Genomic DNA, 25,022 nt, shown 5'->3' with positions numbered 1-25,022 from the left:
CTGCCGGATGGGGATCAAGAGGGCCGCATGGGCAGAGGCGACGGGATACGCGACATGGCGATGGCCTATCGCCTGCGGTGGAAGCGCCGCCGCCTGCTCTGGCGCAGTGTCCGCAAGCGTCGGCAGTTGCGCGCGGTTGCCGACCGCACGGCGCAGATCGGGCGCGGCGATATCCTGTGTTTCAGCACCATGCGCAACGAGGCGCTGCGGCTGCCATACTTCCTTGAACATCACCGGCGACTGGGTGTGCGGCATTTCCTGATCGTCGAGAATGCCAGCACCGACGGCACGCGCGAGTATCTGGCCGCGCAGCCCGATGTCTCGCTCTGGAGCGCGGCGCAGAGCTACAAGCTGTCGCGTTTCGGGGTCGATTGGCTGACCTGGTTGCAGATGCGGCACGGGCATGGCCATTGGTGCCTGACGCTCGATGCCGATGAATGTCTGCTCTATCCCTATCATGAAACCCGGCCTCTGCCTGCGCTGTGTGACTGGTTGGAGCGGCAGGGGCGGGCGTCCTTCGGGGCGCTGATGCTGGACATGTATCCCGAGGGGCGGCTCTCGGCGCAACCTTACCTGCCGGGGGATGATCCGTTCGAGCGGCTGTGCTGGTTCGATGGCGGCAATTATTCGATGCGGCGCAAGCCGGACTTGGAGACCCTGTGGATACAGGGCGGGCCGCGTGCGCGGATGTTCTTTGCCAGCGATCCGCGTCGCGCGCCCACGATGGGCAAGGTGCCGCTGGTCAAGTGGAACCGGCGCTATGCCTATGTCAGTTCCGCGCATTCGCTGCTGCCCCGGCGGTTGAACCACGTCTATGACCGGCAGGGGGGAGAGTTGACCTCGGGGGTGCTGTTGCACAGCAAGTTCCTGAACACGGTCGTGGACCACTCTGCCGAGGAAAAGGCAAGGCAGGAGCATTTTGCCAACAGTGCCCTTTACGAAGGCTATTACGACGCGCTGACCGGGGACCCGGAGCTGTGGTGTGACGCCTCGACCCGGATCACCGGATGGCGGCAGCTCGAAGCGATGGGACTGATGTCGCGCGGTGGTTGGATCTAGCAGATCGCGGGCGGTGGACCGGCCCCTTTCCCGATGCCGCCGAATGGGCTAAGCCTGCCGCGTGCCGTCACCCCGGAGTTGCCCCGCATGAAACCTGTCCGCCTGCTCACCGGGATCCTGACCGTGGGGGGCTGGACATTGATGAGCCGCATTCTCGGCTTTGCGCGCGATGTGATGATCGCGAGCCTGATCGGTCCGGGCATGGTGATGGACGCCTTTGTCGCGGCCTTCCGCCTGCCCAACATGTTTCGCCGGTTCTTTGCGGAGGGTGCCTTTAACGCGGCGTTTGTCCCGATGTTCTCCAAGCGACTGGAGGCGGAGGACGACCCGCTGGCCTTTGCCGCGCTGGCGCTGTCGGGCCTGGGGCTCGTTCTGCTGGTGGTGACCGCGCTAGCGATGATCTTCATGCCCGCGCTGGTCTGGGCCACCGCCGAGGGGTTCGCGGGCGATGCGCGCTTTGGCATGACGGTGGATTATGGGCGCATCGTCTTTCCCTACGTGTTCTTCATCTCGCTTGCGGCGCTGTTTTCGGGCGTGCTGAATGCCGCCGGGCGATTTGGCGCCGCCGCCGCCGCCCCGGTGCTTCTCAACGTGTTGCTGATCGGGGCGATGACGGGCGCGATGTATCTCGGCACCGAGGTGGTTCGGGCCGTGGTCTGGACCATTCCGGTGGCCGGGGTGGCGCAACTGACGCTGGTCTGGCACGCCGCGACGCGGGCCGGGCTGCGCATCCGTCCGGTGCGCCCGCGCTGGACAACCGAGATGGCCCAATTGGTGCGGGTCGCGGTGCCCGCCGCGCTGGCCGGGGGCGTGGTGCAGGTCAATCTTGTGGTAGGACAGCTGGTTGCCTCAAATTACGAAAAGGCGGTGAGCTGGCTCTACTCCGCCGATCGCCTTTATCAGCTGCCGCTCGGCGTGGTGGGCATTGCCGTCGGGATCGTGCTGCTGCCGGATCTGTCGCGCCGCCTCAAGGCCGGAGATGATATTGGCGCGCGCTATGCCCTGTCGCGCGCGGGAGAGGTGGCGTTGGCCCTGACCATCCCCTGCGCCGTAGCGCTTGTGGTGATCCCGCTGCCGCTCGTCTCGGTCCTGTTCGAGCGCGGGGCGTTCAACGCCGAGGATACCGCCGCGACAGCACTTGCCGTGACGATCTACGGTCTCGGATTGCCCGCCTTCGTGCTGCAAAAGATCCTCCAGCCGCTGTTTTTTGCGCGCGAGAACACCAAGAGCCCGTTTCACTACGCGCTTGTGGCGATGGTGGTGAATGCGGTTCTGGCGGTCGGGCTTGCCTATGTCGTGGGCTGGCTCGCGGCAGCGATTGCGACCACCACCGCCGCCTGGGTCATGGTCTGGCAATTGGCACGCGGGGCGCACGGATTTGGCGACGTGGCGCGGTTCGACAGCCAGTTCCGGCGCAGGCTTTGGCGCATTGTGCTGGCCTCGGCGCTGATGGGTGCGGTGCTTTGGGGCATGAGCGCAGTTCTGGGGCCGGCCTTCGGCATGGCGGGGTGGCGGTGGCTGGCGATGCTGGTGCTGATCGCCGTCGGCACGGCGGCCTATGGTCTCTTCGGTCAGGGCCTCGGGGCGTTCCGGCTTCAGGAGATCCAGACCCGGTTGCGGCGCTGACCAACGGCCACGGTCACTCGTGCCGGATGCGCGCGCGCAGCTTGGCGAAACCGCCGGGGCTGAGCACGAATGAGGCGAGAAAGCCCACGACAAAGCCGCTGACATCGGCCACCCATGTGGCATTCGCGCCGAACAGCAGGCCGAACACCAGTTGCAGCCCCATCAACACGCCAATCAGCGTAAAGGCCCGCGCCTGATTGCTGCCCAACTCCCCAAGCCGCAGCCACATGATATAGGTGAAGCCGCCGATCAGGCCATAAACGCCTGGGAACGCCCCGATCAGCCACGGCCGATCCTGCACCACCAGGCCAAAGACCAGCGCACCACCGACCGTGCTCAGCAGGAACAGCAACAAAACCGCCCAGTGGCGGAACACCTCGCTCAGGAATTTGCCCATGGCCAGCAGCAGCACCCCGGCAAAGAGCGCGTGGGTGAAACTGCCATGCACGAAGGCATAGGTCACGAAGCGGCGCAGATGTTCCGTGGGCCAGACGTTGTTCTGCATCATCCATGTCAGGATATCGCCGTTGAACCCGTAATCCTCGATCGCGCCCGCGCGCCAGCCGATTGCCTCGGGTCCGCCGATCATGCCGCGCGCGCCGAGCGAGAACATCGCCTCGACCCCGATGATCACCAGAAACAGCGCGATCAAGAAGGGCGGCACCGGGTTGAGCGGGCTGGGGCGCTTTGGGTCATGCATTGCGGCTCTCCTTGACGGGGCAATGGCGCATGGGTAAGCGAGGCGGGCACAGAAATCCACCACGGAGTTGAGTCATGACCGAGGCGGCCTTTACCCCCCGCGTATTTTCGGGAATCCAGCCCTCGGGCAACCTGCATCTCGGCAATTACCTGGGCGCGCTCAAACGCTTTGCCGATGCGCAGAACCAAGGGGTTCAGACGCTCTATTGCATGGTCGATCTGCACGCCATCACCGTCTGGCAGGAGCCCGCCGATCTGCGCCACGCGACCCGCGAACTGGCCGCCGGGTTCATCGCCTCGGGTCTCGATCCGGCCCGCTCGATCCTGTTCAACCAGAGCCAGGTGGCCGAGCACGCGCAGCTGGCCTGGGTGTTCAACTGCGTGGCGCGGATGGGCTGGATGCAGCGCATGACGCAATTCAAGGACAAGGCGGGCAAGAACGCGCAGAATGCATCATTGGGGCTCTTTGCCTATCCGGCGCTGATGGCGGCGGATATTCTTGCGTATCACGCCACCCATGTGCCGGTGGGCGAGGATCAGAAACAGCATCTCGAGCTGACCCGTGATATCGCGATCAAGTTCAACAACGATTTCGGCGTTGATTTCTTCCCGATTCCCGAACCGGTGATCGAGGGTGCCGCGACGCGGGTGATGAGCCTGCGCGACGGTGCCAAGAAGATGTCGAAATCCGATCCCTCGGACATGAGCCGGATCAACCTGACCGATGATGCCGACACGATTGCGAGGAAGATTCGCAAGGCCAAGACCGATCCGGAGCCGCTCCCGCTCGATGCCAAGCGGCTGGAGGATCGTCCAGAGGCGCGCAATCTGATCAATATCTACGCCGCCCTCGCGGATATGAGCGTGGATCAGGTGATGGCCGAGGCCGGTGGCAAGCCGTTTTCCGAGTTCAAGCCGAGGCTGGCCGATCTGGCGGTCGAGAAGATCGCGCCGATCTCGACCGAGATGTCGCGACTGATGCAGGACGTGACCGAGATCGACCGCATTCTCGCGAATGGCGCGGACCGGGCCCGCGCCATCGCGGCCCCGATCCTGCGTCAGACCTATGAGATCATGGGCATGGTTGTCAGCCGCGAGGTCTGACGCTTTCACTTGCTTGACGCGCGGCGCGTGACGCCGCAGGATTCGCACGCTCAGGAAAGGCCCGCCATGACCCCCGAAGAGATTGCGAACCTACCTTACCGCGCTTGCGTCGGCGTGATGCTCGTCAACCGTGCAGGACATGTCTTTGTCGGGCAGCGCATCGACAATGACGCCCCCGCCTGGCAGATGCCGCAGGGCGGGATCGACCCCGGCGAGACCCCGCGGCAGGCCGCCTTGCGCGAGTTGTGGGAGGAGACCGGCGTCACCGCCGACAAGGTCCGGATCGAGGCCGAGGCGGAGGGATGGCTTTACTACGATCTGCCGCATGACCTCGTGCCGCGCATCTGGAAGGGGCACTATCGGGGACAACAGCAGAAATGGGTGCTGATGCGGTTTCTGGGGCAGGATACGGATGTGAACATCGCCACCGATCACCCGGAATTTTCCGAATGGCGCTGGCTGCCGCCTGTTGATCTGGTGGCGAGTATCGTGCCGTTCAAGCGCGCCGTCTATAGTGCCGTGCTTGACGAATTCGGGGCGCTCTTGTGATCCGCGCAGGCCTCATCACGCTGCTTTGCGCGCTCTCCGGTCCGGCGCTCGCTCTGTCCTGTCTGCCGCCGGATGTGGCCCGGACCTTTCAGCAGGCTGCCGAGGCGGACGAGGCCTATATCGTGGTGCATGGCCGGCTCGAATTTGACGCTGACGCCTTGCCGCGCACCGATTGGCAGGATCAGGCGGCAACCCCGCCGCATACCCTGATTCCGGCCCGAATGACCGGGCAGGCCCTGACCAAGACCGGGTTCGATCTGCCGTTCGATCGCCGGATTACCCTCGATGCGCAATGCTTCGGGCCGTGGTGCGCGGGTGCCTCCCCCGGCACCTCTTATCTCGCCTTTCTGCAACGCACGGAGACCGGTTACCTGCTCGCGCTCGACCCCTGCGGCGGCATGGGCTATGCCGATCCGACGTCCGAAGCACTGCGCCGGGTCGAGACCTGCTACAGCGGCGGGATGTGCGCGCCTCAAACCCCCTGACCGCGCCCATGATACGTGTTTTGCAAGGCACTGATCCGAAATCGACCGGAATCGCCTTGTTGCGGGCAGGAGCTTCAATATATTACCGATGATCAATCGAGATGGCCTGACCTGCGTCGCATGACCTGCGCAACGGGTAGCGGGCCACAGGGACGGGACAGGGGGCAGGACACGCATGGACAGTGCCGCAATCTATTTGCCGATCATTGCGGCATTGCCGTTCTTGGGCGCGTTCTTTCCGGGGTTGATGATTCAGGCGGGCCGCAACACCTGCGCCGCCTTCACCGCGTCGGCCACCAGCCTCGCCCTTATATTGCTGCTGCTCTGTGCTCCCGCCGTGATGCGCGGCGAGGTGCTGACCTATCACATCGACTGGCTGCCGTCGCTTGGGCTCAACGTCAATTTCATGCTGGATGGGCTGGGGCTGCTCTTTGCCGGGCTGATCCTCGGGATCGGCCTTTTGATCATCCTCTATGCGCGGTTCTACCTCTCGCGAGAGGACCCGATGGGGCAGTTCTATACCTATCTGCTGCTCTTTCAGGGCGCGATGGTGGGGATCGTCCTCAGTGACAACATCCTGCTTTTGCTGGTCTTCTGGGAATTGACCTCGCTCTCGTCCTTCCTGCTGATCGGGTATTGGAAGCATCTGCCCGAGGGGCGGCAGGGCGCGCGCATGGCGCTCACGGTGACGGGCCTGGGCGGGCTGGCGATGATCGCGGGGATGCTCATTCTGGGCAATATCGCTGGCAGCTATGACCTGAGCGTGATCCTGACGCAGAAGGACGCCATTCAGGCGAGCCCGATGTATCTGCCCGCGCTCATTCTGATCCTCTTGGGATGTTTCACCAAATCGGCGCAATTCCCGTTCCATTTCTGGCTGCCGCACGCCATGGCCGCGCCCACACCCGTCTCGGCCTACCTGCATTCGGCGACGATGGTGAAGGCGGGGCTGTTTCTGATGGCGCGGATGTGGCCGGTGCTCGCGGGCACACCGGAATGGTTCTGGATCGTGGCCTCGACGGGCCTCATCACCATGGTGATGGCCGCCAAGATCGCGCTTTTCAAGGACGATCTCAAGGCGCTCTTGGCCTTCTCGACAGTCAGCCACCTGGGCCTGATCACCATGCTCCTGGGCCTTGGCACCAAGGCGGCGGCGGTGGTGGCGGTGTTCCACATCATCAACCACGCGACGTTCAAGGCGGCGCTTTTCATGACGGCGGGGATCGTCGACCACGAGGCGCATACCCGCGATATCAAGCGCCTTGGCGGTTTGCGGCATCTGATGCCGATCACCTTCACCATCGCCACCATCGCGGCGCTGTCGATGGCGGGCATTCCGCCGCTCAACGGGTTCCTGTCCAAGGAAATGATGCTCGCCGAGGTGGCCGAGACGCATTGGGTCGGCCCCTACTGGCTCATGGGCGCGGTGGCGACGCTTGGCGCGCTGTTCTCGGTGGCCTATTCGTTCCGCTACATCGCGCATGTGTTCCTCGGCAAGGAACGCAGCGATTACCCCGCCAAGCCGCATGACCCCGGTTTCGGCATGTGGGCGGCCCCTGCCTTCCTGACCGTGCTGGTCCTGCTGATCGGGTTCATGCCGATGACCTTCGCGGGCGATCTGGTGAAGGTGACGGCGCAGGCGGTGACGCAGGCCGATCCCTACGTCAAGATCTACCACTGGCACGGGCTGGTGCCCGCCTTGTGGATGTCGGTGATCGCGGTTCTGGGCGGCGCGCTGCTGCTGGCGCTGCATGGCCCGCTGATGCGGATGTGGAACGCCACGCCGCGCCCCGAGGCCAAGGCGATGTTCGACGCGGTGACCCGCGCGGCGACATCGCTCTCGACCGCGCTGACCGATGGTATCCACAACGGCGCGCTCACCCGCAACGCGGCCGTCTTCATGGTCGCGGTGATCATCGCCGGAGCGCTGGCCTGGTCGGGCGGCAATTCGCTCGGCCCTACCCGCGAGGCGCTGCCGATCACCTTCATTCCGGCCATCGGCTGGCTGCTTCTGGTGCTGGCGACGATCTGCCTCGTCGCATTTCACCGCAACCGCTTCCTCGCCTTGGTGCTGATGGGGATTGTCGGGCTGATGGTCTCGATCGGCTTCGTCTATTTCTCGGCCCCCGACCTCGCGCTCACGCAAATCTCGGTCGAGGTGGTGACAATCATCCTGCTGTTGCTGGCGCTCAACTTCCTGCCACGCGAGACGCCAGCCGAGAGCAGCCCGGCGCGCCGTCTGCGTGATGCAGGCATCGCCATTGTCGGCGGCGTGGCGGTCACCGGCCTGACCTATGCCATCCTCGTGCGTGATTTTGCACAGGAGAGCATTTCCGCCTTCCACCTCGCCAATTCCTACAAGGGCGGCGGCGGCACCAATGTGGTCAACGTGATCCTCGTGGATTTCCGGGGCTTTGATACCTATGGCGAGATCATCGTCCTGGGGATCGCGGCGCTGGTGATCTACGCGCTGACGGAAACCGTGCTCAAAGGTCCGGGCGGGCGCTGGCTCGCCAATTGGGACGCGCATCGCTATGCCGAGGCGGGCGACCGGCACCCGCTGATGATGGTGGTCGCGACCCGCGTGATGATGCCGATTGCGCTGATGGTCGGGGCCTTCATCTTCCTGCGCGGCCATAACGAGCCTGGTGGCGGTTTCATCGCCGGTCTGATCGTGGCCACCGCCTTCCTGATGCAATACATGGCCTCTGGCTTTGCCTGGGCCGAGTCGCGGCAGCGCGTGACCTACCACGCCACCATCGGCTTTGGGGTGCTGATCGCGTCCGTCACGGGAATCGGGGCATGGCTGAACGGGCGGCCGTTCCTGACATCGGATTACGGCTATCTGCATTTTCCGCCCATCGAGGAATTCGAATGGGCGACCGCCATGGCCTTTGACGTGGGCGTGTTCCTGACGGTGGTGGGCGCGGTGATGCTTGCGCTCAACAGCCTGTCGAGCATGGCGCGGCGCTCGGGCGAGACGGTCAACGTCTTCCCGATGGACATCAACCCCGCGCGCGAGGACGCACCGAAAGAGGGAGAGGCTTGATATGGAACTTCTGTTCGCAAGTGCTATCGGGCTTCTGACCGCCGCCGGGATCTACCTCGTGCTGCGCCTGCGCAGCTTCCCGGTGATTATCGGCGTTTCGCTGCTGACTTATGCGGTCAATCTCTTTCTGTTCGGCACCGGCCGACTGGTGGTCAACATGCCCCCTGTCCTGCGCAAGGGGGTCGAGACCTATACCGATCCGCTGCCGCAGGCGCTGGTTCTGACCGCTATCGTGATTTCCTTCGGGATGACGGCGGTGGTGGTGATGCTGGCACTCGGGGCGTATCTATCTGGCCGCGAGGACAGTGTGAACATGGATGACAGCGCCGCGCCCGATCAGGAGAAAGAGGCATGAACCACTGGATTATCGCCCCTGTTCTCCTTCCGGCGGTTCTCGCGGCGGTACAGACCCTGACCATGCGGCACCATCCGCTCCTGCAACGGGTTTTCTCGCTTGCGGGGGTGGGGGCGGTGCTGGCGGTGGCGCTTGGCCTGATGTTGCATTCGGCCACCGGCGCGATCGAGGTCTACGAGCTGGGCAACTGGCCTGCTCCCTTCGGCATCGTTTTGGTGCTCGACCGGCTCTCGGCGCTGATGGTGTTGCTGACGGCGGTGCTTGCCGGGCTGGTGCTGCTCTATGCCATCGGCTCCGGCTGGGATCAGCGCGGCAACAATTTTCACCCGCTGTTCCAATTCCAGCTTATGGGTATCTTCGGCGCGTTCCTGACCGGCGATGCCTTCAACCTCTTTGTGTTCTTCGAGGTGCTGCTGATCGCCTCTTACGGGTTGATGATCCACGCAGGCGGGGCGCGCAGGCTCAAGGCGGGCGTGCAATATGTCATCTACAACCTGCTCGGCTCCACGCTCTTTCTCTTTGCGCTTGGCACGCTTTATGCGGTGACCGGCACGCTCAACATGGCCGATCTGGCGGTGCGCGCGGCCGAAATCCCGGTCGAGGACAGCGCGCTTTTGCGCGTCGGCGCGATGCTGCTGTTTCTGGTCTTCGCGATCAAGGCCGCGCTTTTGCCGCTGCATTTCTGGCTGCCCGAAACCTATGCCGAGGCCCCGGCCCCGGTGGCCGCGCTCTTTGCCATCATGACCAAGGTTGGCGCCTACGCGATCCTGCGGATGTACACGCTGGTCTTCGGCCCCGATCTGGGGGCCACGGCGGAGCTCATCGACCAGATGATGATTTACACTGCCCTCATCACGCTGGCCGTGGGTATGATCGGCATCCTCGGGGCCAAACGTTTGGGTCGGCTCGCGGCCTTCGCCGCCATCGGCTCGATGGGCACGCTGATGATCGCTATCGCGGGGTTCCGCCCCGAGACGACGGCAGCGGCGATCTACTACATGATGCATTCCACCCTCGCCGGGGCGCTTCTGTTTCTCGTGGTCGATCTGGTGCGCGAGCGGCGCGGAGAGATGGGCGGCGCGCTGCGGTCCGGACCAAAAATGGCGCAACACGGGTTGATCGCGGCGCTGTTCTTTGGCGCGGCGATTGCCTCGGCGGGCATGCCGCCGCTCTCGGGCTTCATCGGCAAGCTCCTGGTGCTCGATGCGGTGCGCGAGATGCCCGAGGTCTGGCTGATCTGGACCGTGATCCTCGCCACCTCGCTGGTGGCGATCCTGGGCTTTGCACAGGCTGGCAGCATGGTGTTCTGGAACCTTGCCCCGGTCACGGATGACACCCCGCAAGAGGCCCCGGCCCCGCAACCCGCATTGCCGCTGGTCGCGGTCTGCGCGATGCTGGGGGCGATCATCGCTCTGTCGGTCTTCGCCGGTCCGATGATGGGCTATATCGAGGCGACGGCCACGCAACTGCATGCACCGGGTGGCTATATCGCCGCCGTGCTTGGCATAAACTGAGGAGGGACAAGACGATGCTCCGCAAACTGCTGCCCCATCCCTTCCTCACGCTCACGCTGATCGTTGTCTGGCAGATGTTGGTCAACAAGCTGACCCTCGGCAACCTGCTGCTCGGCACTATTCTGGCCTTGTTCATCCCGGTCATCACCTCGCCCTACTGGCCCAACCGGCCCAAGCTGCGCAGCGCGCCGCGTATCGTTGAATACATCCTCGTGGTGCTCTGGGATATCTGCGTAGCAAATGTGCAGGTCGCCTATGTGATCCTGTTCAAGACTAACGCCAACACCAAACCGGCGTGGATTTCCATCCCGCTCGAGTTGCGCACCCCCGAAGCGATCACCGTGCTGGCGGGCACCATCACCATGACCCCCGGCACCGTATCGAGCGACGTCGCCGCCGACGGGCGCAGTCTTCTGGTGCATTGCCTCGACGCGCCGGACCCGGACGCGGTGCGCGACGAGATCAAGGCGCGCTACGAGGCCCGGCTGAAGGAGATTTTCGAATGATCGAATACGCGCTCTATTTCGCCTTCGCCTGTTTCGGTCTCGGCCTCTTGATGAACATCTACCGGGTGATCAGCGCGCCCGCCGTAGGCGACCGCATCCTGGCGCTGGATACGATGGTGGTGAATGTGATCGCGCTGCTGGCGCTCTATGGCATCCACAAGGGCACGACGGTCTATTTCGAGGCCTCGATGATCATCGCCATGACCGGCTTCATCTCGACCGTATCCTACACGCGCTTCCTGCTGCGTGGCGACATCATCGAATAAGGGGGAAAGATCATGCTCATCGACATCCTCATTTCCGTCTTTCTGGTGATCAGCGGCATCTTCGGGCTGGTGGGGTCGTTTGGCCTGATCAAGCTGCCCGATCCGATGATGCGCCTGCATGCGCCCACCAAGGCGACGACGCTCGGGGTGGGCGGCGCGCTGATCGCCTCGATGCTTTACTTCTACTTCGTCGTGGGGAATTTCTCGTTTCACGAGTTGATGATCACGCTGTTCTTGTTCCTGACAGCACCCATCACCGGGCATTTCATCGCCAAGACGCATCTCCACCTGTTGCACAAGCCTGCCGACCTGCCGCCCACCGGCACCGACCGCCCTTGGGCCAGCTATGAAAGCGACGCCGAACGGCAGAGGATCGAAGAGGCGGCAAAGGCAGGGGAGGCCTGACGCACGACTGGCATCGCGTCAGGCGGGCGCGCGGTCGTCCCCCCAACCTTCGGATTGCATTTCCTGCAAACGGCTGGCGGTGCGTTCGAATTCGAACGAGCCTTCGCCCTCGATATAGAGATATTCCGGCTTTGCCGCCGCCGAGCAGATCAGCCGCACCCGCGCCTCGTAAAGCGCGTCGATCAGGGTGACGAATCGCCTGGCCTCGTTGAAATTGCTGCGCCCGAGTTCCGGGATGTTTTCGAGGATCAGCACGCGGGCCGCCTCGGCCAGCGCGAGATAATCGGCGGGTCCGAGCGGCTGCGCGCAGAGATCGTAGAACGTCGCCCGCGCGACCCCGTTGTGAAATGCCCGGATCTCGATCTTGCGCTTGTTGACCACGATGTCATGCGGGCCACCTTCGCCGCCGGTGAGATCTTGCCATATCGTCTCTATTGCGGCCCGACTCTCGGAATTGATCGGCGTGAAATAGGTCTGGCTGCCGGCGAGGCGATCCTGGCGATAATCGGTGGGGCCGACCATTTCATGCACGACCATGCGGTCCTTGAGCAAGGCGATGAAGGGCAGGAAAAGCTGGCGGTTCAGGCCGTTCTTGTAGAGATCATCCGGAACCCGGTTCGAGGTCGTGACAACCACCACCCCTGCCGAAAACAGCGCCTCGAACAGTCGTCCCACGATCATCGCATCGGTGATGTCGGTGATCTGCATCTCGTCAAAGGCCAACAGCCGCACGGAATTTGCGACCTCGGCGGCAACCGGGGCGAGCGCATCGGCCTCGTTGCGGGCGCGCGCGGCGTGCAGCCCGGCATGGATTTCCTGCATGAAGGCGTGGAAATGCACGCGCCTGTTGGGCACCTCGAGGGTCTGGACGAACATGTCCATCAGCATGGATTTGCCGCGCCCGACCCCGCCCCAGATATAAAGCCCCTTGGGCGGCTCTGGCGCGCGGCGAAACCAGCCCTTGCGCGGCGCATCGGCGAGGGCGGCGCGAATGCGCTCGAATTCCGGCAAGACCGCCTCCTGCGCGTCATCGCGGGTCAATTCACCCTCTGACACCAGGCGGTCATAGAGTTGGGGCAGCGTTTCCATACCCTTCGGAATATCGCGATGCAGGGCGCGGGAAAAGCGCGAATGCTCAGGCGCGGCGGGCGAGTTTCTGCATCACACCCACCAGATCGGCGCTGATTCCCGGCTCTGACAGCGCGTGACCGGCGACCGGGATCATCCGCAAATCGCATTTCGGCCAGAGCGCGGCCACCTTATGCGCGGTGATCGGCGGGCAGATCATGTCATAGCGGCCCTGCACGATGGTGCCGGGCACGTCGCGCAGCCGGTCCATGCGCGCAAGGATATGCCCGTCTTCCTCGAGAAAGCCGCGATGCCTGAAATAGTGGTTTTCAAGCCGGGCGAAGGCGCGGGCGTAATCCGCCGGGCTGTCGCCGCCGACACCGGTGGATTGCACCGTGGCAAGCGCATTTTCCCAGGCCGACCACGCCTTGGCATGGGTGATCTCCTGTGCCAGATCGCCGGAAAAAAGCCGCTTGTGATAGGCGGCGATGAGGTCGTCGCGTTCCTCCTCGGGGATGAGCGCCACGAAGCGCACCCAGGTTTCCGGCCAGAACGCCCCGGCGCCACCGCCATAGAACCAGTCAAGCTCGCCTTCTGTCATGGTAAACACGCCGCGCAGCACCAGATGCAGCGCACGGTCGGGATGGGTCTGGCCATAGATCAGCGCCAGCGTCGCGCCCCAACTGCCGCCGAAGACGATCCAGCGGTCGATGCCGAGAGTTTCGCGAATCTGCTCGATATCGCGCACCAGGTGCCATGTGGTGTTGGCCTCGACGCTGGCATGCGGGCGAGAGCGGCCACAGCCGCGCTGATCGAAGAGGATGATTCGGTAGATCTCGGGATCGAAATAACGCCGCATCGCCGGGCTGCATCCGCCGCCCGGCCCGCCATGCAAGACAACGACCGGAAGGCCATCAGCCCGGCCCGACTGCTCCACGTAGATCGTGTGACCGTCGCCCACATCAAGCATCTGCCGGTCGAAGGGTTCGACCGGCGGAAAGAGATATTGTACTGCGCTTTTATGGCCCGAGACTTTATCCATGAATGTCCTATATATCGCACGTCACCAATTGAGCCATAGGGAGACCGGAATGCAAGCCGCGCAGAGCACCATAGATGCCGCCGAGGTCGCCAAATTCGAAGCGATGGCCGCCGAATGGTGGGATCCGAACGGCAAATTCAAGCCGCTTCACATGCTGAACCCTTGCAGGCTGGACTATATCACGTCGCAGATCGCGGCGGAATTTGATCGTGACCTTCAGGTGAATGCGCCGTTCGAGGGTTTGCGCATCCTCGATATCGGCTGTGGTGGTGGCTTGCTGAGCGAGCCTATGGCGCGGCTTGGGGCCTATGTCGTGGGGGCCGATGCCGCCCCGCGCAACATCCCCGTGGCGCAGGTGCATGCCGAGCAATCGGGGCTGGAGATCGACTATCGCCACACCACGGCTGAGGACATGGCCGCCGAGGGCGAACAGTTTGACGTGGTGCTGAACATGGAGGTGGTCGAGCATGTGGCCAACCCGCTGGCCTATCTGACCGCCTGTCAGCAGTTGCTCAAACCCGGCGGGCTGATGGTCTGCTCGACGATCAACCGCAACCCCAAGAGTTTCGCCATGGCCATCGTGGGCGCGGAATACGTGATGCGCTGGCTGCCCAAGGGCACGCATGAATGGTCAAAATTCATCACCCCGGACGAGCTATGCGGCCTGATTTCGCAGGCCGGGCTGACGCCGGTGGATCGCAAGGGCTTCGTGTTCAACCCGGTGACATGGCAATGGCGCCTTTCGGATCGGGATCTGAGCGTGAATTACGTCACGGCGAGCGTCAAATCTCCAGCCTGATGCGCAATTCGCGCAGCACCGGCAGGCTGGCGCGCACGCGGTCCTCGCCCAGATCGCGAATGAGGTCCGACACCATAGGCGTGATCGCCGCCATTGCCGCGTCGCGCGCCTGACGGCCCGAGGGGCTGATCGCCACCATCTTGCGCCGCGCATCGTCCCAATCGGGGCGGATATGCACGTAGCCGGCCCATTCCAGTTTCGACAGCGTGTTGGTCATCGCGCCGCGGGTGACGTGAAAACTCTTGGCCAGTTGCGCCGGGCTGCGTTCATCGCCGATGCGGGCAAGATGGTTCAAAACCGAGAAATGCGAGATTTCCATACCCTTAGGCAGCACACGGCTCAGCCGGTTGCGGATCAGCTGCTCATTGGTGAGGATCTCGCTAAAGAGCGCCACCGCAAGGGAATTACTGGTTGTCTCGTCCATTCAGGGGCCATCAAACACGCGGTCATGGCGCAGCGAAGGCACGCGCCTGCGTGCTTGTGCCACTTGCCGGGGGTCAAGATCAACCATCACGATCCCGTGATCGGTGCCGCCATCAGCCAGAACCTCGCCCCAGGGTGCGATCGCCATGCTGTGGCCATACGTGGTTCGGGCCCGTCCCCTTGTGGTGGCATGGGTGCCTGTTTGTGCGGGGGCCAGCACGAAGCACCCCGTTTCGATAGCGCGGGCGCGCAGCAGGGTTTCCCAATGCGCGGCACCGGTCACGGGGGAAAACGCGGCGGGCACGGTCAGGATATCGGCCCCGGCATGGGCGAGGCGGCGATGCAGGGCGGGAAAGCGGATATCGTAGCAGATCGTCAGGCCAAGCTTGCCCCACGGAGTGTCTGCCAGCACCGCGCGCGAGCCGGGCCGAAAGCCATCGGATTCGCGATAGGTTTCCTCGGGCGTCACATCGACATCGAACATGTGGATCTTGTCATAGCGCGCCTGAACGCCGCCCTGCGGGTCGATCAGGAAAGAGCGGTTGGCAAAGCGCCCGTCGGGATCATCGGTCTTGAGCGCGAGTGAGCCGATCAGGAGCCAGACGCCATGCCGGGCGGCCTCTGCCCTCAATCTGGCCAGAACAGGGTCTGTTTCCGCGGGATGCAGCACCGCGTTCTGGTGGCTGCGGCTGGTCGAGACGCAATTCGTGACCTCGGGCGTGAGGATAAATTCCGCGCCCTGCGCTACGGCCCTCTCCATCATCGCGCGGACCGTGGCCAGATTGTCGTCCGGCTGGTCGCTGCTGGTCAGTTGCAGGAGGGCCGCGCGCATCGGATCAGCCCTGGAGCATCGGATCGAGCTTGCCCGCGCGTTCCAGCGCATAAAGCTCGTCGCAGCCGCCGACATGCGTCTCTCCGATGAAGATCTGCGGCACGGTATGGCGGCCATTGGCGCGTTGCATCATCTCGGCCTTGCGCTTGGGCTGCGCCAGAACGTTGATCTCGGAGAAAGTCACGCCTTTCTGCTTCAACAGGCGTTTGGCCGCATGGCAAAAGCCACAAAGCGGCGAGGAGTAGATTTCGACTGATTGCATGCTGGTAATCCCGTTCTGTTTGACGGGAATCTAAGCATCCTTGGCGACACGCGCCAGTGTCAGAATGCACACATCCTGCGCGCCAGCAGCGAAAGCGGCCTGCGCTGCGGCCGAGAGCGTGGCACCCGAGGTCATCACGTCATCGACGATCAGCACCGGACGATCCATGATCAGAGCGCGGCGTGCCGGGTTGACGCGGATTGCATCGCTGAGCATGGCGTGGCGTGCGGCGCGGTCGAGGCCCTTGAGGGTTTGCGTCCGCCTGGTGCGATGCAACAGATCGAGGCAGTGAGGCTGCCCGGTCTCGCGCGCAAGCGCCTGCACCAGCAGGGCGGATTGGTTGTAGCGACGCCGCAGCATGCGCGTCCAGTGCAGCGGCACCGGCGCAAGAACGGTGCCGGGCTGCAAGAGCGGTGCGGCAGCGCGCGCCAGCCATTTCGCCGCCGGTCGTATGACATCATGCCGGTCGCCATGCTTGAGCGCGAGCACGAGACGGCGGCCATTCTCGTGATAGAGCAGCGCCGCGCGCCCACGTGACCAGGGCCGGGCATGGGTGAGACACTCATCGCAGAACTCGGCCTGCGCGCCCGCCTCGCCGGGCAGGGGTACACCGCAGGCATCGCAGACCAGCCCGGAAATGAATGGCGTATCGCGCCAACAGGGGCCGCACAGGCCGAAATCGCTATCGACAGTCACGCCGCAGAGCGTACAACGCGACGGATAGATCAACCGGATCGCTGTTTGAAATGCCGCTATGTGCACCCTAGTCTCCTGCTTATGACCCAGACACCGCTCACCGACCGTCCTGCCCTGATCCGCAACCGCCTGCGCGCGGCGCGGGCCCCGGCGCTGTTCCTGCACGAGGTGGCGGCGGATGAGATCGAGGATCGTCTGGCGGTGGTTAACAAATCCTTTACCGCGCCCGCCGTGGTGACGGGTTTTCCCGAATTCTGGCAGGCGCGCCTGCCACAGGCGCGGGTGATCGCTGATGACGACACGCTGGCGCTGGAACCTGGCACGCATGATCTGGTGATCCATGCCATGTGCCTGCATTGGGCAAGCGATCCGGTGGGACAGCTCATTCAGATGCGGCGCGCATTGCGGCCCGACGGGCTGATGCTGGGGGCGCTGTTGGGGGGCGGCAGTTTGCAGGAATTGCGCGCGGCCTTGGCGCAGGCCGAAGCGGATGTGACCGGGGGCCTCTCGCCACGTGTTCTGCCGATGGGGGAAATCCGCGATCTCGGCGCGCTGTTGCAGCGGGCGGGCTATGCCCTGCCGGTTGCCGACCGGTTGCCGCTGAGCGTCGAGTATCGCGATCCCTGGCACCTGATGCGCGACCTGCGCGCCATGGGCGAGACCAACGCGATGACCGCCAGGCCCAGGCGGATGATGCGGCGCGCGATCCTGAACCGGGCCTGCGACATATACGCGCGTGAATTCGGGACGGGCGCTGGCCGCATTCCCGCAACCTTCGAGATGATTTTCCTGACGGGCTGGTCGCCTGACGAAAGCCAGCCGCAGCCCTTGCGCCCCGGAACGGCCAAGGCACGGCTGGCAGACGCGCTTGCTGCCGAGGAAAAACCGCTGAAAGATTGACCTTGGCCTGCGAACCTATATGTCACCCCTGACCCGAGACTGACAGGATTGACCAAAGCCATGCTCGATGCCAGCCGTGATGCCGCACGCCCCGCCCATGCCCCTGCCGATCACCCCAAGGTGCCGAGGGCCAAGACCGGTGTGCTGCTGGCCAATCTCGGGACGCCCGATCATTACAGCTATTGGCCGATGCGCCGCTATCTCAACGAGTTCCTGTCGGACCGGCGGGTGATCGACTACAGCCCGTGGAAATGGCAGCCGCTGTTGCAGCTTATCATCCTGACCAAGCGGCCCTTTACCAGCGGCGAGGCGTATAAATCCATCTGGAACGAGGACAAGGGCGAAAGCCCGCTGATGACCATCACCCGCGACCAGACCGCGAAGATGGCCAAGGCGATGGAAGAGCGCTACGGCGATCAGGTGATGGTCGATTTCTGCATGCGCTACGGCAATCCCTCGACCAAATCCAAGGTGAGGGCGATGGTCGAGGCGGGGTGCACGCGCATCCTGTTCTTTCCGCTCTACCCGCATTACGCGGGGGCCACCTCGGCCACGGCCAACGACCAGTTTTTTCGCGCGCTGATGGACGAGACATGGCAGCCGATCGCCCGCGTGGTCGAGCCATATTTCGAGAACCCGCTCTATATCGAGGCACTGGCCCAATCCGTAGAGCGCGCCTATGCCGATATCGCGAAACGGCCCGAGATCCTCGTCGTGTCGTATCACGGCATGCCAAAACGCTATCTGATGCAGGGCGACCCCTATCATTGTCACTGCCAGAAAACGACGCGCCTGCTCAAGGAACGGCTGGGCTGGGAGGATACCGAGATCACCACCACCTTCCAGTCGGTCTTTGGCCCCGAGGAGTGGCTCAAGCCCTACACCGTCGATGAGGTGGCGCGGCTTGCCCGCGAGGACGGCAAGACACGCATCGCGGTGATGGCCCCGGCCTTTTCCGCCGACTGCATCGAGACGTTGGAAGAGATCAACGAGGAAATCCGCGAAAGCTTTGAGGAGGCCGGTGGTGAGGAATTCACCTATATCCCCTGCCTCAATGATGACGACGCGCATATCAAGGCGCTGTCCTCGATCGTGGAAAACAACCTCAAAGGCTGGCTCGACTGAGCTGCTCAAGACCAACGAAACGAAAAAAGGCAGCGTGAACCGCTGCCTTTTAACAATTCAGTGCTGGTACGATCAGTCGATCGCGATCACAGCCGCCACAATGGCGAGCAGAACCAGCGGAACCCAGACTGCGGCTGCGGACGAACCGTTGTTGGTTTCCTCAACGATCACCGGCGCCTCGATTACAGGCTCTGCAAGCGTACCGGCAAAACCGGTCGAAGCGGCTGCGGAGAGGGCGGTGGCGAGAACGAGCTTCTTCATTATTATCCTCCAGAAATCGGCCTGACACTGCAACAGCACAACGGCAGGCATCCAAGACTTACCTCGTGTTATTTTTGTAAACAGCAATTCGTGAAGATTGCAATTGCATCTTGACAGCCCGGGCACCGGCCCGGGCGCTTTTTCGTCAAATAAGCAACACTTGTGTGCCGACTTTGGTCAAAGCGAAGAGTTCCTGGATATGTTCGTTGTAGAGTCCCACGCAGCCGTTCGAAGAGCGCCGACCGATCTTGCGCGTGTCGTGCGTGCCGTGAATCCGGTAATACGTCCAGCTGAGGTAGAGCGCGTGGGTCCCGAGCGGGTTGTCCGGACCGGGCGGCACGTAAGGCGGCCATTCCGGATTACGCTCGAGCATCGAGGGGGTCGGACGCCAGCTTGGACCTTCGACCTTGCGCACTACCGAGGTGCGGCCCCGGCGGGTGAGATCCTCGGTCAGCGGTACGGAGGAGGGGTAGAGTTTGTAGACACTCTCGTCCTCGCTCCAGAAATGCACGGCGCGCGAATCGATGTCCACAAGGATCGCTCCGTTGCGGAGATTGGAGAAATAGGGTTGCCACTCCAGCTTGCGAAACGCCGAAATATTACGGCGCACGGTCGTTGTCACGTCGCGCTCAGTCTCGACGGTCCCGGGACCATCCACGTCTTGGGCGAAGGCGGGCGCACTAATCAAGGCGGCGCTTCCGGCCAGAAAGGAGCGCCGATTCCATGCGTTCCGGATATCAGAAGTCATTTTTGCTCTCCCGTCGAACTTGTTCGATACCAAGCTAATATATGGCGGAAAGGCCGCAGTCGCAATTCAAACCGCGTTCACGGGGCGTGGTTTCGCTGATGTGGGTTTGAAGTGCAACGCAAGCCGGGCTAAAGCGGAAGACGCAACAATCAGGGTGGTTTGGCATTATGGCGCGTCTCTTTATCATTTGTCTGTCGGCTTTGTTGGCCCTTGCGGCCTGTGCGGCACCGCCGCCGCCGCCGCCGCAGATCGGTGCCGATGGCAAGCCGCTGCCGCGCGTCTACCAGATCCGCGCCGGGGACGAGCGCGAAATCCGGTTTCGCATGCTCGATTCGGTCAACGCGCTGCGTCAGGCCGCCGGTGCCGGACCTCTAATTCTTGACGAAAAGCTAACCGCTGCGGCTGCCACCCATTCGCGCGACATGTCGGTGCAGAACCGGCCTTGGCATTTCGGCTCTGACGGCTCGTCGCCGGTCGATCGCATCCGCCGCGTCGGTTACGAGGGCGAGCTTGTCGGCGAGACGATATCGGAGACCTACGAGACCGAACTCCAGACGCTCGCCGCCTGGATGGAGGAAGAGGTCACGCGTCGCGTGATCCTAAACCCGGACGCGACGCGCATGGGCTTTGACTGGCTACAGGAACCGGGCGGCAAGATCTGGTGGACGATGGTGCTGGGCAAGTGATCACGCGTGGAGCAGGATCGGCGTGCCGGTTCGGACCATCGCATAGACATCCTCCATCTCGCGGTTTTTCACCGAGATGCAGCCCGCCGTCCAGTCCGGGCCGAATACCGCGAGCGCGTTCGGCTCGCCATGGATGAAGATATCGCCGCCAGGTGATTTGCCAAACGCCTTGGCATAGGCGATATCGGCCTCGTTCGGGTAGGAGATCCCGAGCGACAGGTGAAATGAACTGTTTGGATTGCGCCGGTCGATCACGTATTCGCCCTCGGGCGTCCGGCCATCGCCCTCGAAGTTCTTGTGCCGCTCGGGGGCAAAGCCAAGATCGACCTCGTAGCGTTTCAGAACCTTTCGGTGGTGCAGCAGAAACATCTCGCGGTCGCCCTTGTTGACGACGACTTGGGTCACCTCCGGGCCGTAATAGCTGCGGAACTTGGATTTCTGCGCGCATCCCGCGAGCGTCGCCGCCCCTGCGAGTAGTGCGAAACGTCGTGTGAGTGTCATGCCTGTCACCGTGTTACTGCTCGGTTGTTTTCAACCATTTTACACTGTTTCGCCGGTTCTGCGGTAGCGATTTTTTCACCGATTATGCCCTGTCGAGTGAAAAACCTGCAACAAGCTCGACATGCGCCGACCAGCGAAATTGATCGACCACGCGCACCGGCCCGATCTGATAGCCCTGTGACAGCAGATGCCGCGCGTCGCGGCCAAAGCTGACCGGGTTGCAGGACACATAGGCCAGGCGCGGCAGACGGGCGCGGGCAATCTCGGCGACCTGCGCCTCGGCCCCGGCGCGGGGCGGGTCGATCACCGCGCCGTCAAAGCCGGACAGTTCATCCGGCAGGAGCGGACGACGAAACAGATCGCGCGCCTCGGTGGTGACGGGTTTGAGGCCCTGCGCGTGTCGCCAGCCCGCGTCGAGCGCCACGGTCATGGCGCGATCTCCCTCAACCGCATGAACGGGTGCGCGACGCGCCAGCGGCAGGGCAAAGGTGCCGCATCCTGCAAAGAGATCCACGACGCGGGACGCGCCCTGTAAGATCGTCTCTGTTTCAGCCAAAAGTGCGGCTTCGCCCTCTGCGGTGGCCTGAAGGAAGGCCCCCGGCGGTGGTGTCACGAGGGCGGGGCCGAATTCGTGTTGCGGCGCGCGGCGGGTGACAATGACCTCATCGTCCCAAGCCAATCGTGCCACATCGTGTTTCTGCGCCAGCCCCGCCAGCGTGACACGCAACGGTCCGTCCAGCGGCTTGCCCCCACGCACCGCCACGTCGAGGCCACCGAGAGAGAGCGTGATACTCACGGCAAGCGGCGCCTTGCGGCTTGTCCCGTCCAGCGCAAGATCCTCGGCCAGCGGCAGGGCCGCCATCAACCCGGGATGCAGCAGGCGGCAATCGGGGATCTCGATGATCGTGTCGCTGCCGCGCGCGTGAAAGCCCGCCATCGCGCCCTTTTTCGTGCGCCTTGCGGCCAGTGTCGCGCGGCGGCGGGAACCGGGTGGAGAGGTCAGAACAGGCCCTATCTCGGCGGAAATACCATGCGCGGCGAGCGCGGTTTCGACGACCTGGCGTTTCCAGCGGGCGGTAAAATCCTCCGATGCGTGCTGCAACTGACAGCCTCCGCAGGATTTGAAATGCCGACATGGCGGCGTCACGCGATCGGGCGAGGGGCTGACAATGCGGATGTCGCGCAGGGTCTGGCCATCGGGCGTGCCGGTTATCTCCTCACCCGGCAGGGTGAGCGGTGCGTAAAGCGGACCCTCGGCGATTCCGTCGCCCTGATGGCCGAGGCGGGTGATCTGATGGGTCGTCATAACAGATCCTCACGGCTCAGCGTGAAACCCGAGGCGATCCAGCGATCCTCCAGTTCTTGCAGCCTTTGGCCAAGGGCGGGACCGGTGTAATCCGGCATGAGATCGGCAGGCTTGACCGGAAACGTGGCATGAGCACCGCGTTCGAGAATGTCTGAGGCCTTCGGATCAAGCGGAGTATCAAGAAGTGCGGCGCGCAGGAGCAGCATATCCATGCCATCCGTCACGCCGTAACGATAGCCAATCTCGGCGGGCGGTATGGTGGCGGACGCGCCGTCGCGCAAGAGGGCGAGCCGCCTGGCCTCGGCCCGCGACAGGCGCAGGCGGTTTGGGATATCCTCTCCGCCCAGGGCAGCAAGACGGCGCAGGGCGTTCGGGGCCGTATTCGTCTCTGATTCAAGATGCACGAGCGGCGCGAGCGGCCGTGCATCTGCCCCCGGCAGGATCGCCGAAAGCACGCCAGCCCTCTGCATCGCGGCCAGCGAGGGTGCAGGATCGGGCGCGGCAAGCAGTTTGCGCATTTCGGCCCCGACACGCTCGCGCGAGAGCCCGGCCAGCCCGTCGAGATGCGCCGCGCAGGCAGCGAGCGCGTCGGGATCAAGCCCCGCCTCGGCATCGCCATAGCAGGCATGAAAGCGGAAAAAGCGGAGGATGCGCAGGTAATCCTCTTTGATCCGTGTCGCGCCATCGCCGATGAACCGCACGCGGCGGGCGATCAGATCGCCAATGCCGCCCAAAGGGTCGATCACGCTGCCGTCGGGGCGGGCGTAAAGCGCATTCATCGTGAAATCGCGGCGGCGGGCATCGGCATGCAGGTCTGTGCCAAAGGCCACCTGCGCGTGACGCCCGAACGTATCCACGTCCTCGCGAAAGGTGGTGACCTCATGCGGCTTGCTACCCGAAACCACGGTCACGGTGCCGTGGTCGATACCGGTGGGCACGGGTTTCAGCCCGGCATCGGTGGCAAGCCGCATCACTGCTTGCGGCAGGGCATCCGTGGCGATGTCGATATCGGCGACCGGCACGCCCAAAAGCGCGTTGCGCACGCAGCCGCCGACGAAAAGCGCCTGATGCCCGGCCTTTGTCAGCGCGGTGCAGACCGCCTGCGTGGCGGGTGCGGTGATCCAGTTGCCCGAGACTTTCATCGCGGCCCCGCCATCTCGGCCATGTTGCGCAGGATGCGCGCGGTCGCCCCCCAGATATAATAGGGGCCGAACGGCACCGCGTAATAGCGCCGCCAATCCCCGCGCCAGCGGCGTTTTTCGACCCTGAACCGGGCTAACTCCAGCAGATGTGCGAGCGGGACCTCGAACACTTCTTCAACCTCTCCGACCTCTGGCACGGGCGTGAAGGGCACGGAGATACGGGCCAGAACCGGGGTCACGTCAAAGCCGGTCACCGTCTCGTGCCGGGGCAGAAAACCGAGCGTTTCGACATGGGCCGGATCGAGGCCGATTTCCTCCTGCGCCTCGCGCAGGGCGGTGGCGGTGATATCGGGATCGCCCGCATCCTGCTTGCCCCCCGGAAAGGCGATCTGACCGGGGTGATGCTTGAGCGCGGAGGACCGCTTGGTCAGGATCACACGCGGCGCGCCCCCGCTGCAAAGCACCGGCACGAGCACCCCCGCCGCGCGGAGTTTGCGCCCGGGCGGCAGGCGCACCTCTGGGTTCAGATCATAATCCGACGACCCCGCGCGCCCGGATCCGAGCGCGGCGAGGATCGGGGCAAGCGGATCACGCACCGTCACCGGGCCCCTTTGGCGCATCGAACCCCAGCGTCGCGGGATCGAGCCGGTAATGCGCGCCGCAGAACTGGCAATCAGCAGTCACGATGCCGTCATCGGTGGTCATCGTTTCGATGTCCTTGGTCGAGTAGATCGACAGGCTGTTGCGCACGCGTTCTTCGGAGCAGGTGCAGCCAAAGCGCACCGGTTGCAGATCGAAGACGCGCGGCGCCTCTTCGTGAAAGAGCCGCACGAGCAGGTCCGTGGGCGCCACCGACGGCCCGATCAGCTCGAGATCCTCGACCGTGTCGAGCAGCATGTTGGCGCGATTCCAGTTCTCGGCATCGTCACCATCGACGATATCGCGTGCCTGCAAAAGTCCGTCTTCACCCGACCCGCCGCCGGTGGCGAAGGGCGAGGCCTTTGGCATGTGCTGCAACATGACGCCCCCGGCGCGCCAATGCTCGACCCCGCCCGCCTCGCGCGATTTGCCAAAGCTGAGGGCAAAGCGGGTGGGCAACTGCTCGGATTGGGCGAAATACGCCTCGGCACAGCTGCGCAGCGCGTCGCCTGCGACCGGGGTAATACCCTGATACGGTGCCGTGCCCTGACCCTGATCGAGCAGCACGGCAAAATACCCCTCGCCCAACTGTTCGAACGGTGTCCCGTTGTCGAGCCGGTCACGATCAAAGCTGGCATAGGCGCGCATGCGGGCGGGTTCGCCATCCTGGGGAGGGCCGTAGTAATCAGTGGCGATCATCCGCACCGCGCCCTTGGTTTGAACCTGAAGCGAGAGCTTCCATCGCAGCTTGATTGTCTGCCCGATCAGCGCCGTCAAGAGCGCCATCTCCGCGATCAATGCCTCGACCTGAGGGGGATAGTCATGCTGTTTCAGGATGCCATCGAGCACCCCGTCGAGCCGCGCCACACGGCCCCGGATATCGGCCTGATCAAGCTGGAACGGCAGGATCGTATCGTCCCAGGCGATTTTCTGTCCAAGAGTCATGGGGTTTCCTTATGCGCCTTGGTTCGGCAT

Annotated in this window: 29 protein-coding genes; 15 read left to right on the top strand and 14 right to left on the bottom strand. The window is 63.7% G+C overall.

Features of this window, described 5'->3' with window-relative positions; translation table 11 throughout:
• Positions 1-27: 27 nt before the first annotated feature.
• Positions 28-1,059: a glycosyltransferase family 2 protein gene (locus ACSSV4_RS01760; RefSeq protein ID WP_454273047.1), complete on the top strand. Its 1,032-nt coding sequence runs from the start codon at positions 28-30 to the stop codon at positions 1,057-1,059.
• Between the two features lie 87 nt (positions 1,060-1,146).
• The gene (gene murJ / locus ACSSV4_RS01755) at positions 1,147-2,685 is read left to right on the top strand and encodes a murein biosynthesis integral membrane protein MurJ (protein WP_454273046.1); all 1,539 of its coding nucleotides are present in this window, start codon (positions 1,147-1,149) and stop codon (positions 2,683-2,685) included.
• Between the two features lie 13 nt (positions 2,686-2,698).
• Here the strand turns inward: murJ and ACSSV4_RS01750 are convergent, their stop codons facing one another.
• Positions 2,699-3,385 carry a rhomboid family intramembrane serine protease gene (locus ACSSV4_RS01750; RefSeq protein WP_454273045.1) on the bottom strand — a complete coding sequence of 229 codons (687 nt, stop codon included), beginning with the start codon at positions 3,383-3,385 and terminating at the stop codon, positions 2,699-2,701.
• A gap of 74 nt (positions 3,386-3,459) precedes the next feature.
• Between ACSSV4_RS01750 and trpS the strand changes: the two genes are divergently transcribed.
• The 9 genes from trpS (at position 3,460) to ACSSV4_RS01705 (ending at position 11,617) form a co-directional block, all read left to right on the top strand.
• Positions 3,460-4,488 (top strand): tryptophan--tRNA ligase, encoded by a 1,029-nt coding sequence (gene trpS / locus ACSSV4_RS01745; protein ID WP_454273044.1) that lies wholly within the window; start codon positions 3,460-3,462, stop codon positions 4,486-4,488.
• A 66-nt stretch (positions 4,489-4,554) separates the two neighbouring features.
• Complete coding sequence (locus ACSSV4_RS01740) at positions 4,555-5,037, top strand: RNA pyrophosphohydrolase (protein ID WP_454273043.1); 483 nt, start codon at positions 4,555-4,557, stop codon at positions 5,035-5,037.
• On the top strand, positions 5,034-5,522 hold the full coding sequence (locus ACSSV4_RS01735; RefSeq protein ID WP_454273042.1) for a hypothetical protein: 489 nt from the start codon (positions 5,034-5,036) through the stop codon (positions 5,520-5,522). The genes ACSSV4_RS01740 and ACSSV4_RS01735 overlap by 4 nt, the downstream gene beginning before the upstream one ends.
• 190 nt (positions 5,523-5,712) lie before the next feature.
• Positions 5,713-8,571, top strand: coding sequence for a monovalent cation/H+ antiporter subunit A (locus ACSSV4_RS01730; RefSeq protein ID WP_454273393.1), 2,859 nt, complete (start codon positions 5,713-5,715; stop codon positions 8,569-8,571).
• Between the two features lies 1 nt (position 8,572).
• Positions 8,573-8,926 (top strand): Na+/H+ antiporter subunit C, encoded by a 354-nt coding sequence (locus ACSSV4_RS01725; protein WP_454273041.1) that lies wholly within the window; start codon positions 8,573-8,575, stop codon positions 8,924-8,926.
• Entirely contained in the window at positions 8,923-10,440 is a 1,518-nt protein-coding gene (locus ACSSV4_RS01720; RefSeq protein ID WP_454273040.1) for a monovalent cation/H+ antiporter subunit D, read from the top strand. The genes ACSSV4_RS01725 and ACSSV4_RS01720 overlap by 4 nt, the downstream gene beginning before the upstream one ends.
• Before the next feature lie 14 nt (positions 10,441-10,454).
• Positions 10,455-10,946 carry a Na+/H+ antiporter subunit E gene (locus tag ACSSV4_RS01715; protein ID WP_454273039.1) on the top strand — a complete coding sequence of 164 codons (492 nt, stop codon included), beginning with the start codon at positions 10,455-10,457 and terminating at the stop codon, positions 10,944-10,946.
• Positions 10,943-11,212, top strand: coding sequence for a K+/H+ antiporter subunit F (locus ACSSV4_RS01710; RefSeq protein WP_454273038.1), 270 nt, complete (start codon positions 10,943-10,945; stop codon positions 11,210-11,212). The genes ACSSV4_RS01715 and ACSSV4_RS01710 overlap by 4 nt, the downstream gene beginning before the upstream one ends.
• Before the next feature lie 12 nt (positions 11,213-11,224).
• Complete coding sequence (locus ACSSV4_RS01705; RefSeq protein WP_454273037.1) at positions 11,225-11,617, top strand: Na+/H+ antiporter subunit G; 393 nt, start codon at positions 11,225-11,227, stop codon at positions 11,615-11,617.
• A gap of 18 nt (positions 11,618-11,635) precedes the next feature.
• On the opposite strand, the gene zapE is transcribed toward ACSSV4_RS01705, so the two are convergent.
• Both zapE and pip read right to left on the bottom strand, forming a co-directional pair.
• Complete coding sequence (zapE, locus tag ACSSV4_RS01700; protein ID WP_454273036.1) at positions 11,636-12,706, bottom strand: cell division protein ZapE; 1,071 nt, start codon at positions 12,704-12,706, stop codon at positions 11,636-11,638.
• A gap of 46 nt (positions 12,707-12,752) precedes the next feature.
• The gene (gene pip / locus ACSSV4_RS01695) at positions 12,753-13,727 is read right to left on the bottom strand and encodes a prolyl aminopeptidase (RefSeq protein ID WP_454273035.1); all 975 of its coding nucleotides are present in this window, start codon (positions 13,725-13,727) and stop codon (positions 12,753-12,755) included.
• A 49-nt stretch (positions 13,728-13,776) separates the two neighbouring features.
• Here pip and ubiG point away from each other — a divergent pair, with 49 nt between their 5' ends.
• Positions 13,777-14,526 (top strand): bifunctional 2-polyprenyl-6-hydroxyphenol methylase/3-demethylubiquinol 3-O-methyltransferase UbiG, encoded by a 750-nt coding sequence (gene ubiG, locus ACSSV4_RS01690; RefSeq protein WP_454273034.1) that lies wholly within the window; start codon positions 13,777-13,779, stop codon positions 14,524-14,526.
• On the opposite strand, the gene ACSSV4_RS01685 is transcribed toward ubiG, so the two are convergent.
• Genes ACSSV4_RS01685 through ACSSV4_RS01670 form a run of 4 tightly spaced genes read right to left on the bottom strand, consistent with a single transcriptional unit; the run spans position 14,510 to position 16,805 of the window.
• Positions 14,510-14,950 carry a MarR family winged helix-turn-helix transcriptional regulator gene (locus tag ACSSV4_RS01685; RefSeq protein ID WP_050663809.1) on the bottom strand — a complete coding sequence of 147 codons (441 nt, stop codon included), beginning with the start codon at positions 14,948-14,950 and terminating at the stop codon, positions 14,510-14,512. The two genes, ubiG and ACSSV4_RS01685, sit on opposite strands and share 17 nt — an antisense overlap.
• Positions 14,951-15,781 carry a carbon-nitrogen hydrolase family protein gene (locus tag ACSSV4_RS01680; RefSeq protein WP_454273033.1) on the bottom strand — a complete coding sequence of 277 codons (831 nt, stop codon included), beginning with the start codon at positions 15,779-15,781 and terminating at the stop codon, positions 14,951-14,953.
• A 4-nt stretch (positions 15,782-15,785) separates the two neighbouring features.
• Positions 15,786-16,043 carry a glutaredoxin 3 gene (grxC, locus tag ACSSV4_RS01675; protein WP_454273032.1) on the bottom strand — a complete coding sequence of 86 codons (258 nt, stop codon included), beginning with the start codon at positions 16,041-16,043 and terminating at the stop codon, positions 15,786-15,788.
• A gap of 30 nt (positions 16,044-16,073) precedes the next feature.
• Positions 16,074-16,805 carry a double zinc ribbon domain-containing protein gene (locus tag ACSSV4_RS01670; protein ID WP_454273031.1) on the bottom strand — a complete coding sequence of 244 codons (732 nt, stop codon included), beginning with the start codon at positions 16,803-16,805 and terminating at the stop codon, positions 16,074-16,076.
• Positions 16,806-16,820: 15 nt separating this feature from the next.
• Between ACSSV4_RS01670 and ACSSV4_RS01665 the strand changes: the two genes are divergently transcribed.
• Both ACSSV4_RS01665 and hemH read left to right on the top strand, forming a co-directional pair.
• Positions 16,821-17,639, top strand: a complete 819-nt coding sequence (locus ACSSV4_RS01665; RefSeq protein ID WP_454273030.1) for a methyltransferase domain-containing protein — start codon at positions 16,821-16,823, stop codon at positions 17,637-17,639.
• A gap of 60 nt (positions 17,640-17,699) precedes the next feature.
• Positions 17,700-18,764 (top strand): ferrochelatase, encoded by a 1,065-nt coding sequence (gene hemH, locus ACSSV4_RS01660; protein ID WP_454273029.1) that lies wholly within the window; start codon positions 17,700-17,702, stop codon positions 18,762-18,764.
• 72 nt (positions 18,765-18,836) lie between these two features.
• Here hemH and ACSSV4_RS01655 read toward each other — a convergent pair whose 3' ends face one another.
• Both ACSSV4_RS01655 and ACSSV4_RS01650 read right to left on the bottom strand, forming a co-directional pair.
• On the bottom strand, positions 18,837-19,025 hold the full coding sequence (locus tag ACSSV4_RS01655) for a hypothetical protein (protein WP_454273028.1): 189 nt from the start codon (positions 19,023-19,025) through the stop codon (positions 18,837-18,839).
• A gap of 145 nt (positions 19,026-19,170) precedes the next feature.
• Positions 19,171-19,773 (bottom strand): L,D-transpeptidase, encoded by a 603-nt coding sequence (locus ACSSV4_RS01650; RefSeq protein WP_454273027.1) that lies wholly within the window; start codon positions 19,771-19,773, stop codon positions 19,171-19,173.
• A gap of 167 nt (positions 19,774-19,940) precedes the next feature.
• On the opposite strand from ACSSV4_RS01650, the gene ACSSV4_RS01645 reads away from it, so the two are divergent.
• Positions 19,941-20,459 carry a CAP domain-containing protein gene (locus tag ACSSV4_RS01645; RefSeq protein ID WP_454273026.1) on the top strand — a complete coding sequence of 173 codons (519 nt, stop codon included), beginning with the start codon at positions 19,941-19,943 and terminating at the stop codon, positions 20,457-20,459.
• Here the strand turns inward: ACSSV4_RS01645 and ACSSV4_RS01640 are convergent, their stop codons facing one another.
• The 5 genes from ACSSV4_RS01640 to hslO form a co-directional block, all read right to left on the bottom strand.
• Positions 20,460-20,960, bottom strand: coding sequence for a L,D-transpeptidase family protein (locus ACSSV4_RS01640; RefSeq protein ID WP_454273025.1), 501 nt, complete (start codon positions 20,958-20,960; stop codon positions 20,460-20,462).
• Positions 20,961-21,042: 82 nt separating this feature from the next.
• Positions 21,043-22,266 (bottom strand): class I SAM-dependent RNA methyltransferase, encoded by a 1,224-nt coding sequence (locus ACSSV4_RS01635; protein ID WP_454273024.1) that lies wholly within the window; start codon positions 22,264-22,266, stop codon positions 21,043-21,045.
• On the bottom strand, positions 22,263-23,408 hold the full coding sequence (locus ACSSV4_RS01630) for a CCA tRNA nucleotidyltransferase (protein WP_454273023.1): 1,146 nt from the start codon (positions 23,406-23,408) through the stop codon (positions 22,263-22,265). Before ACSSV4_RS01630 ends, ACSSV4_RS01635 begins: the two co-directional genes overlap by 4 nt.
• Positions 23,405-24,028: a CoA pyrophosphatase gene (locus tag ACSSV4_RS01625; protein WP_454273022.1), complete on the bottom strand. Its 624-nt coding sequence runs from the start codon at positions 24,026-24,028 to the stop codon at positions 23,405-23,407. The genes ACSSV4_RS01630 and ACSSV4_RS01625 overlap by 4 nt, the downstream gene beginning before the upstream one ends.
• Positions 23,997-24,992 carry an Hsp33 family molecular chaperone HslO gene (gene hslO / locus ACSSV4_RS01620; RefSeq protein WP_454273021.1) on the bottom strand — a complete coding sequence of 332 codons (996 nt, stop codon included), beginning with the start codon at positions 24,990-24,992 and terminating at the stop codon, positions 23,997-23,999. Before hslO ends, ACSSV4_RS01625 begins: the two co-directional genes overlap by 32 nt.
• Between the last annotated feature and the right edge of the window lie 30 nt (positions 24,993-25,022).

The organism is Roseovarius sp. MBR-154, from assembly GCF_053628595.1.
The sequence above is the reverse complement of the archived record's forward strand: the minus strand, read 5'-3'. Positions and strand labels throughout refer to the sequence as shown.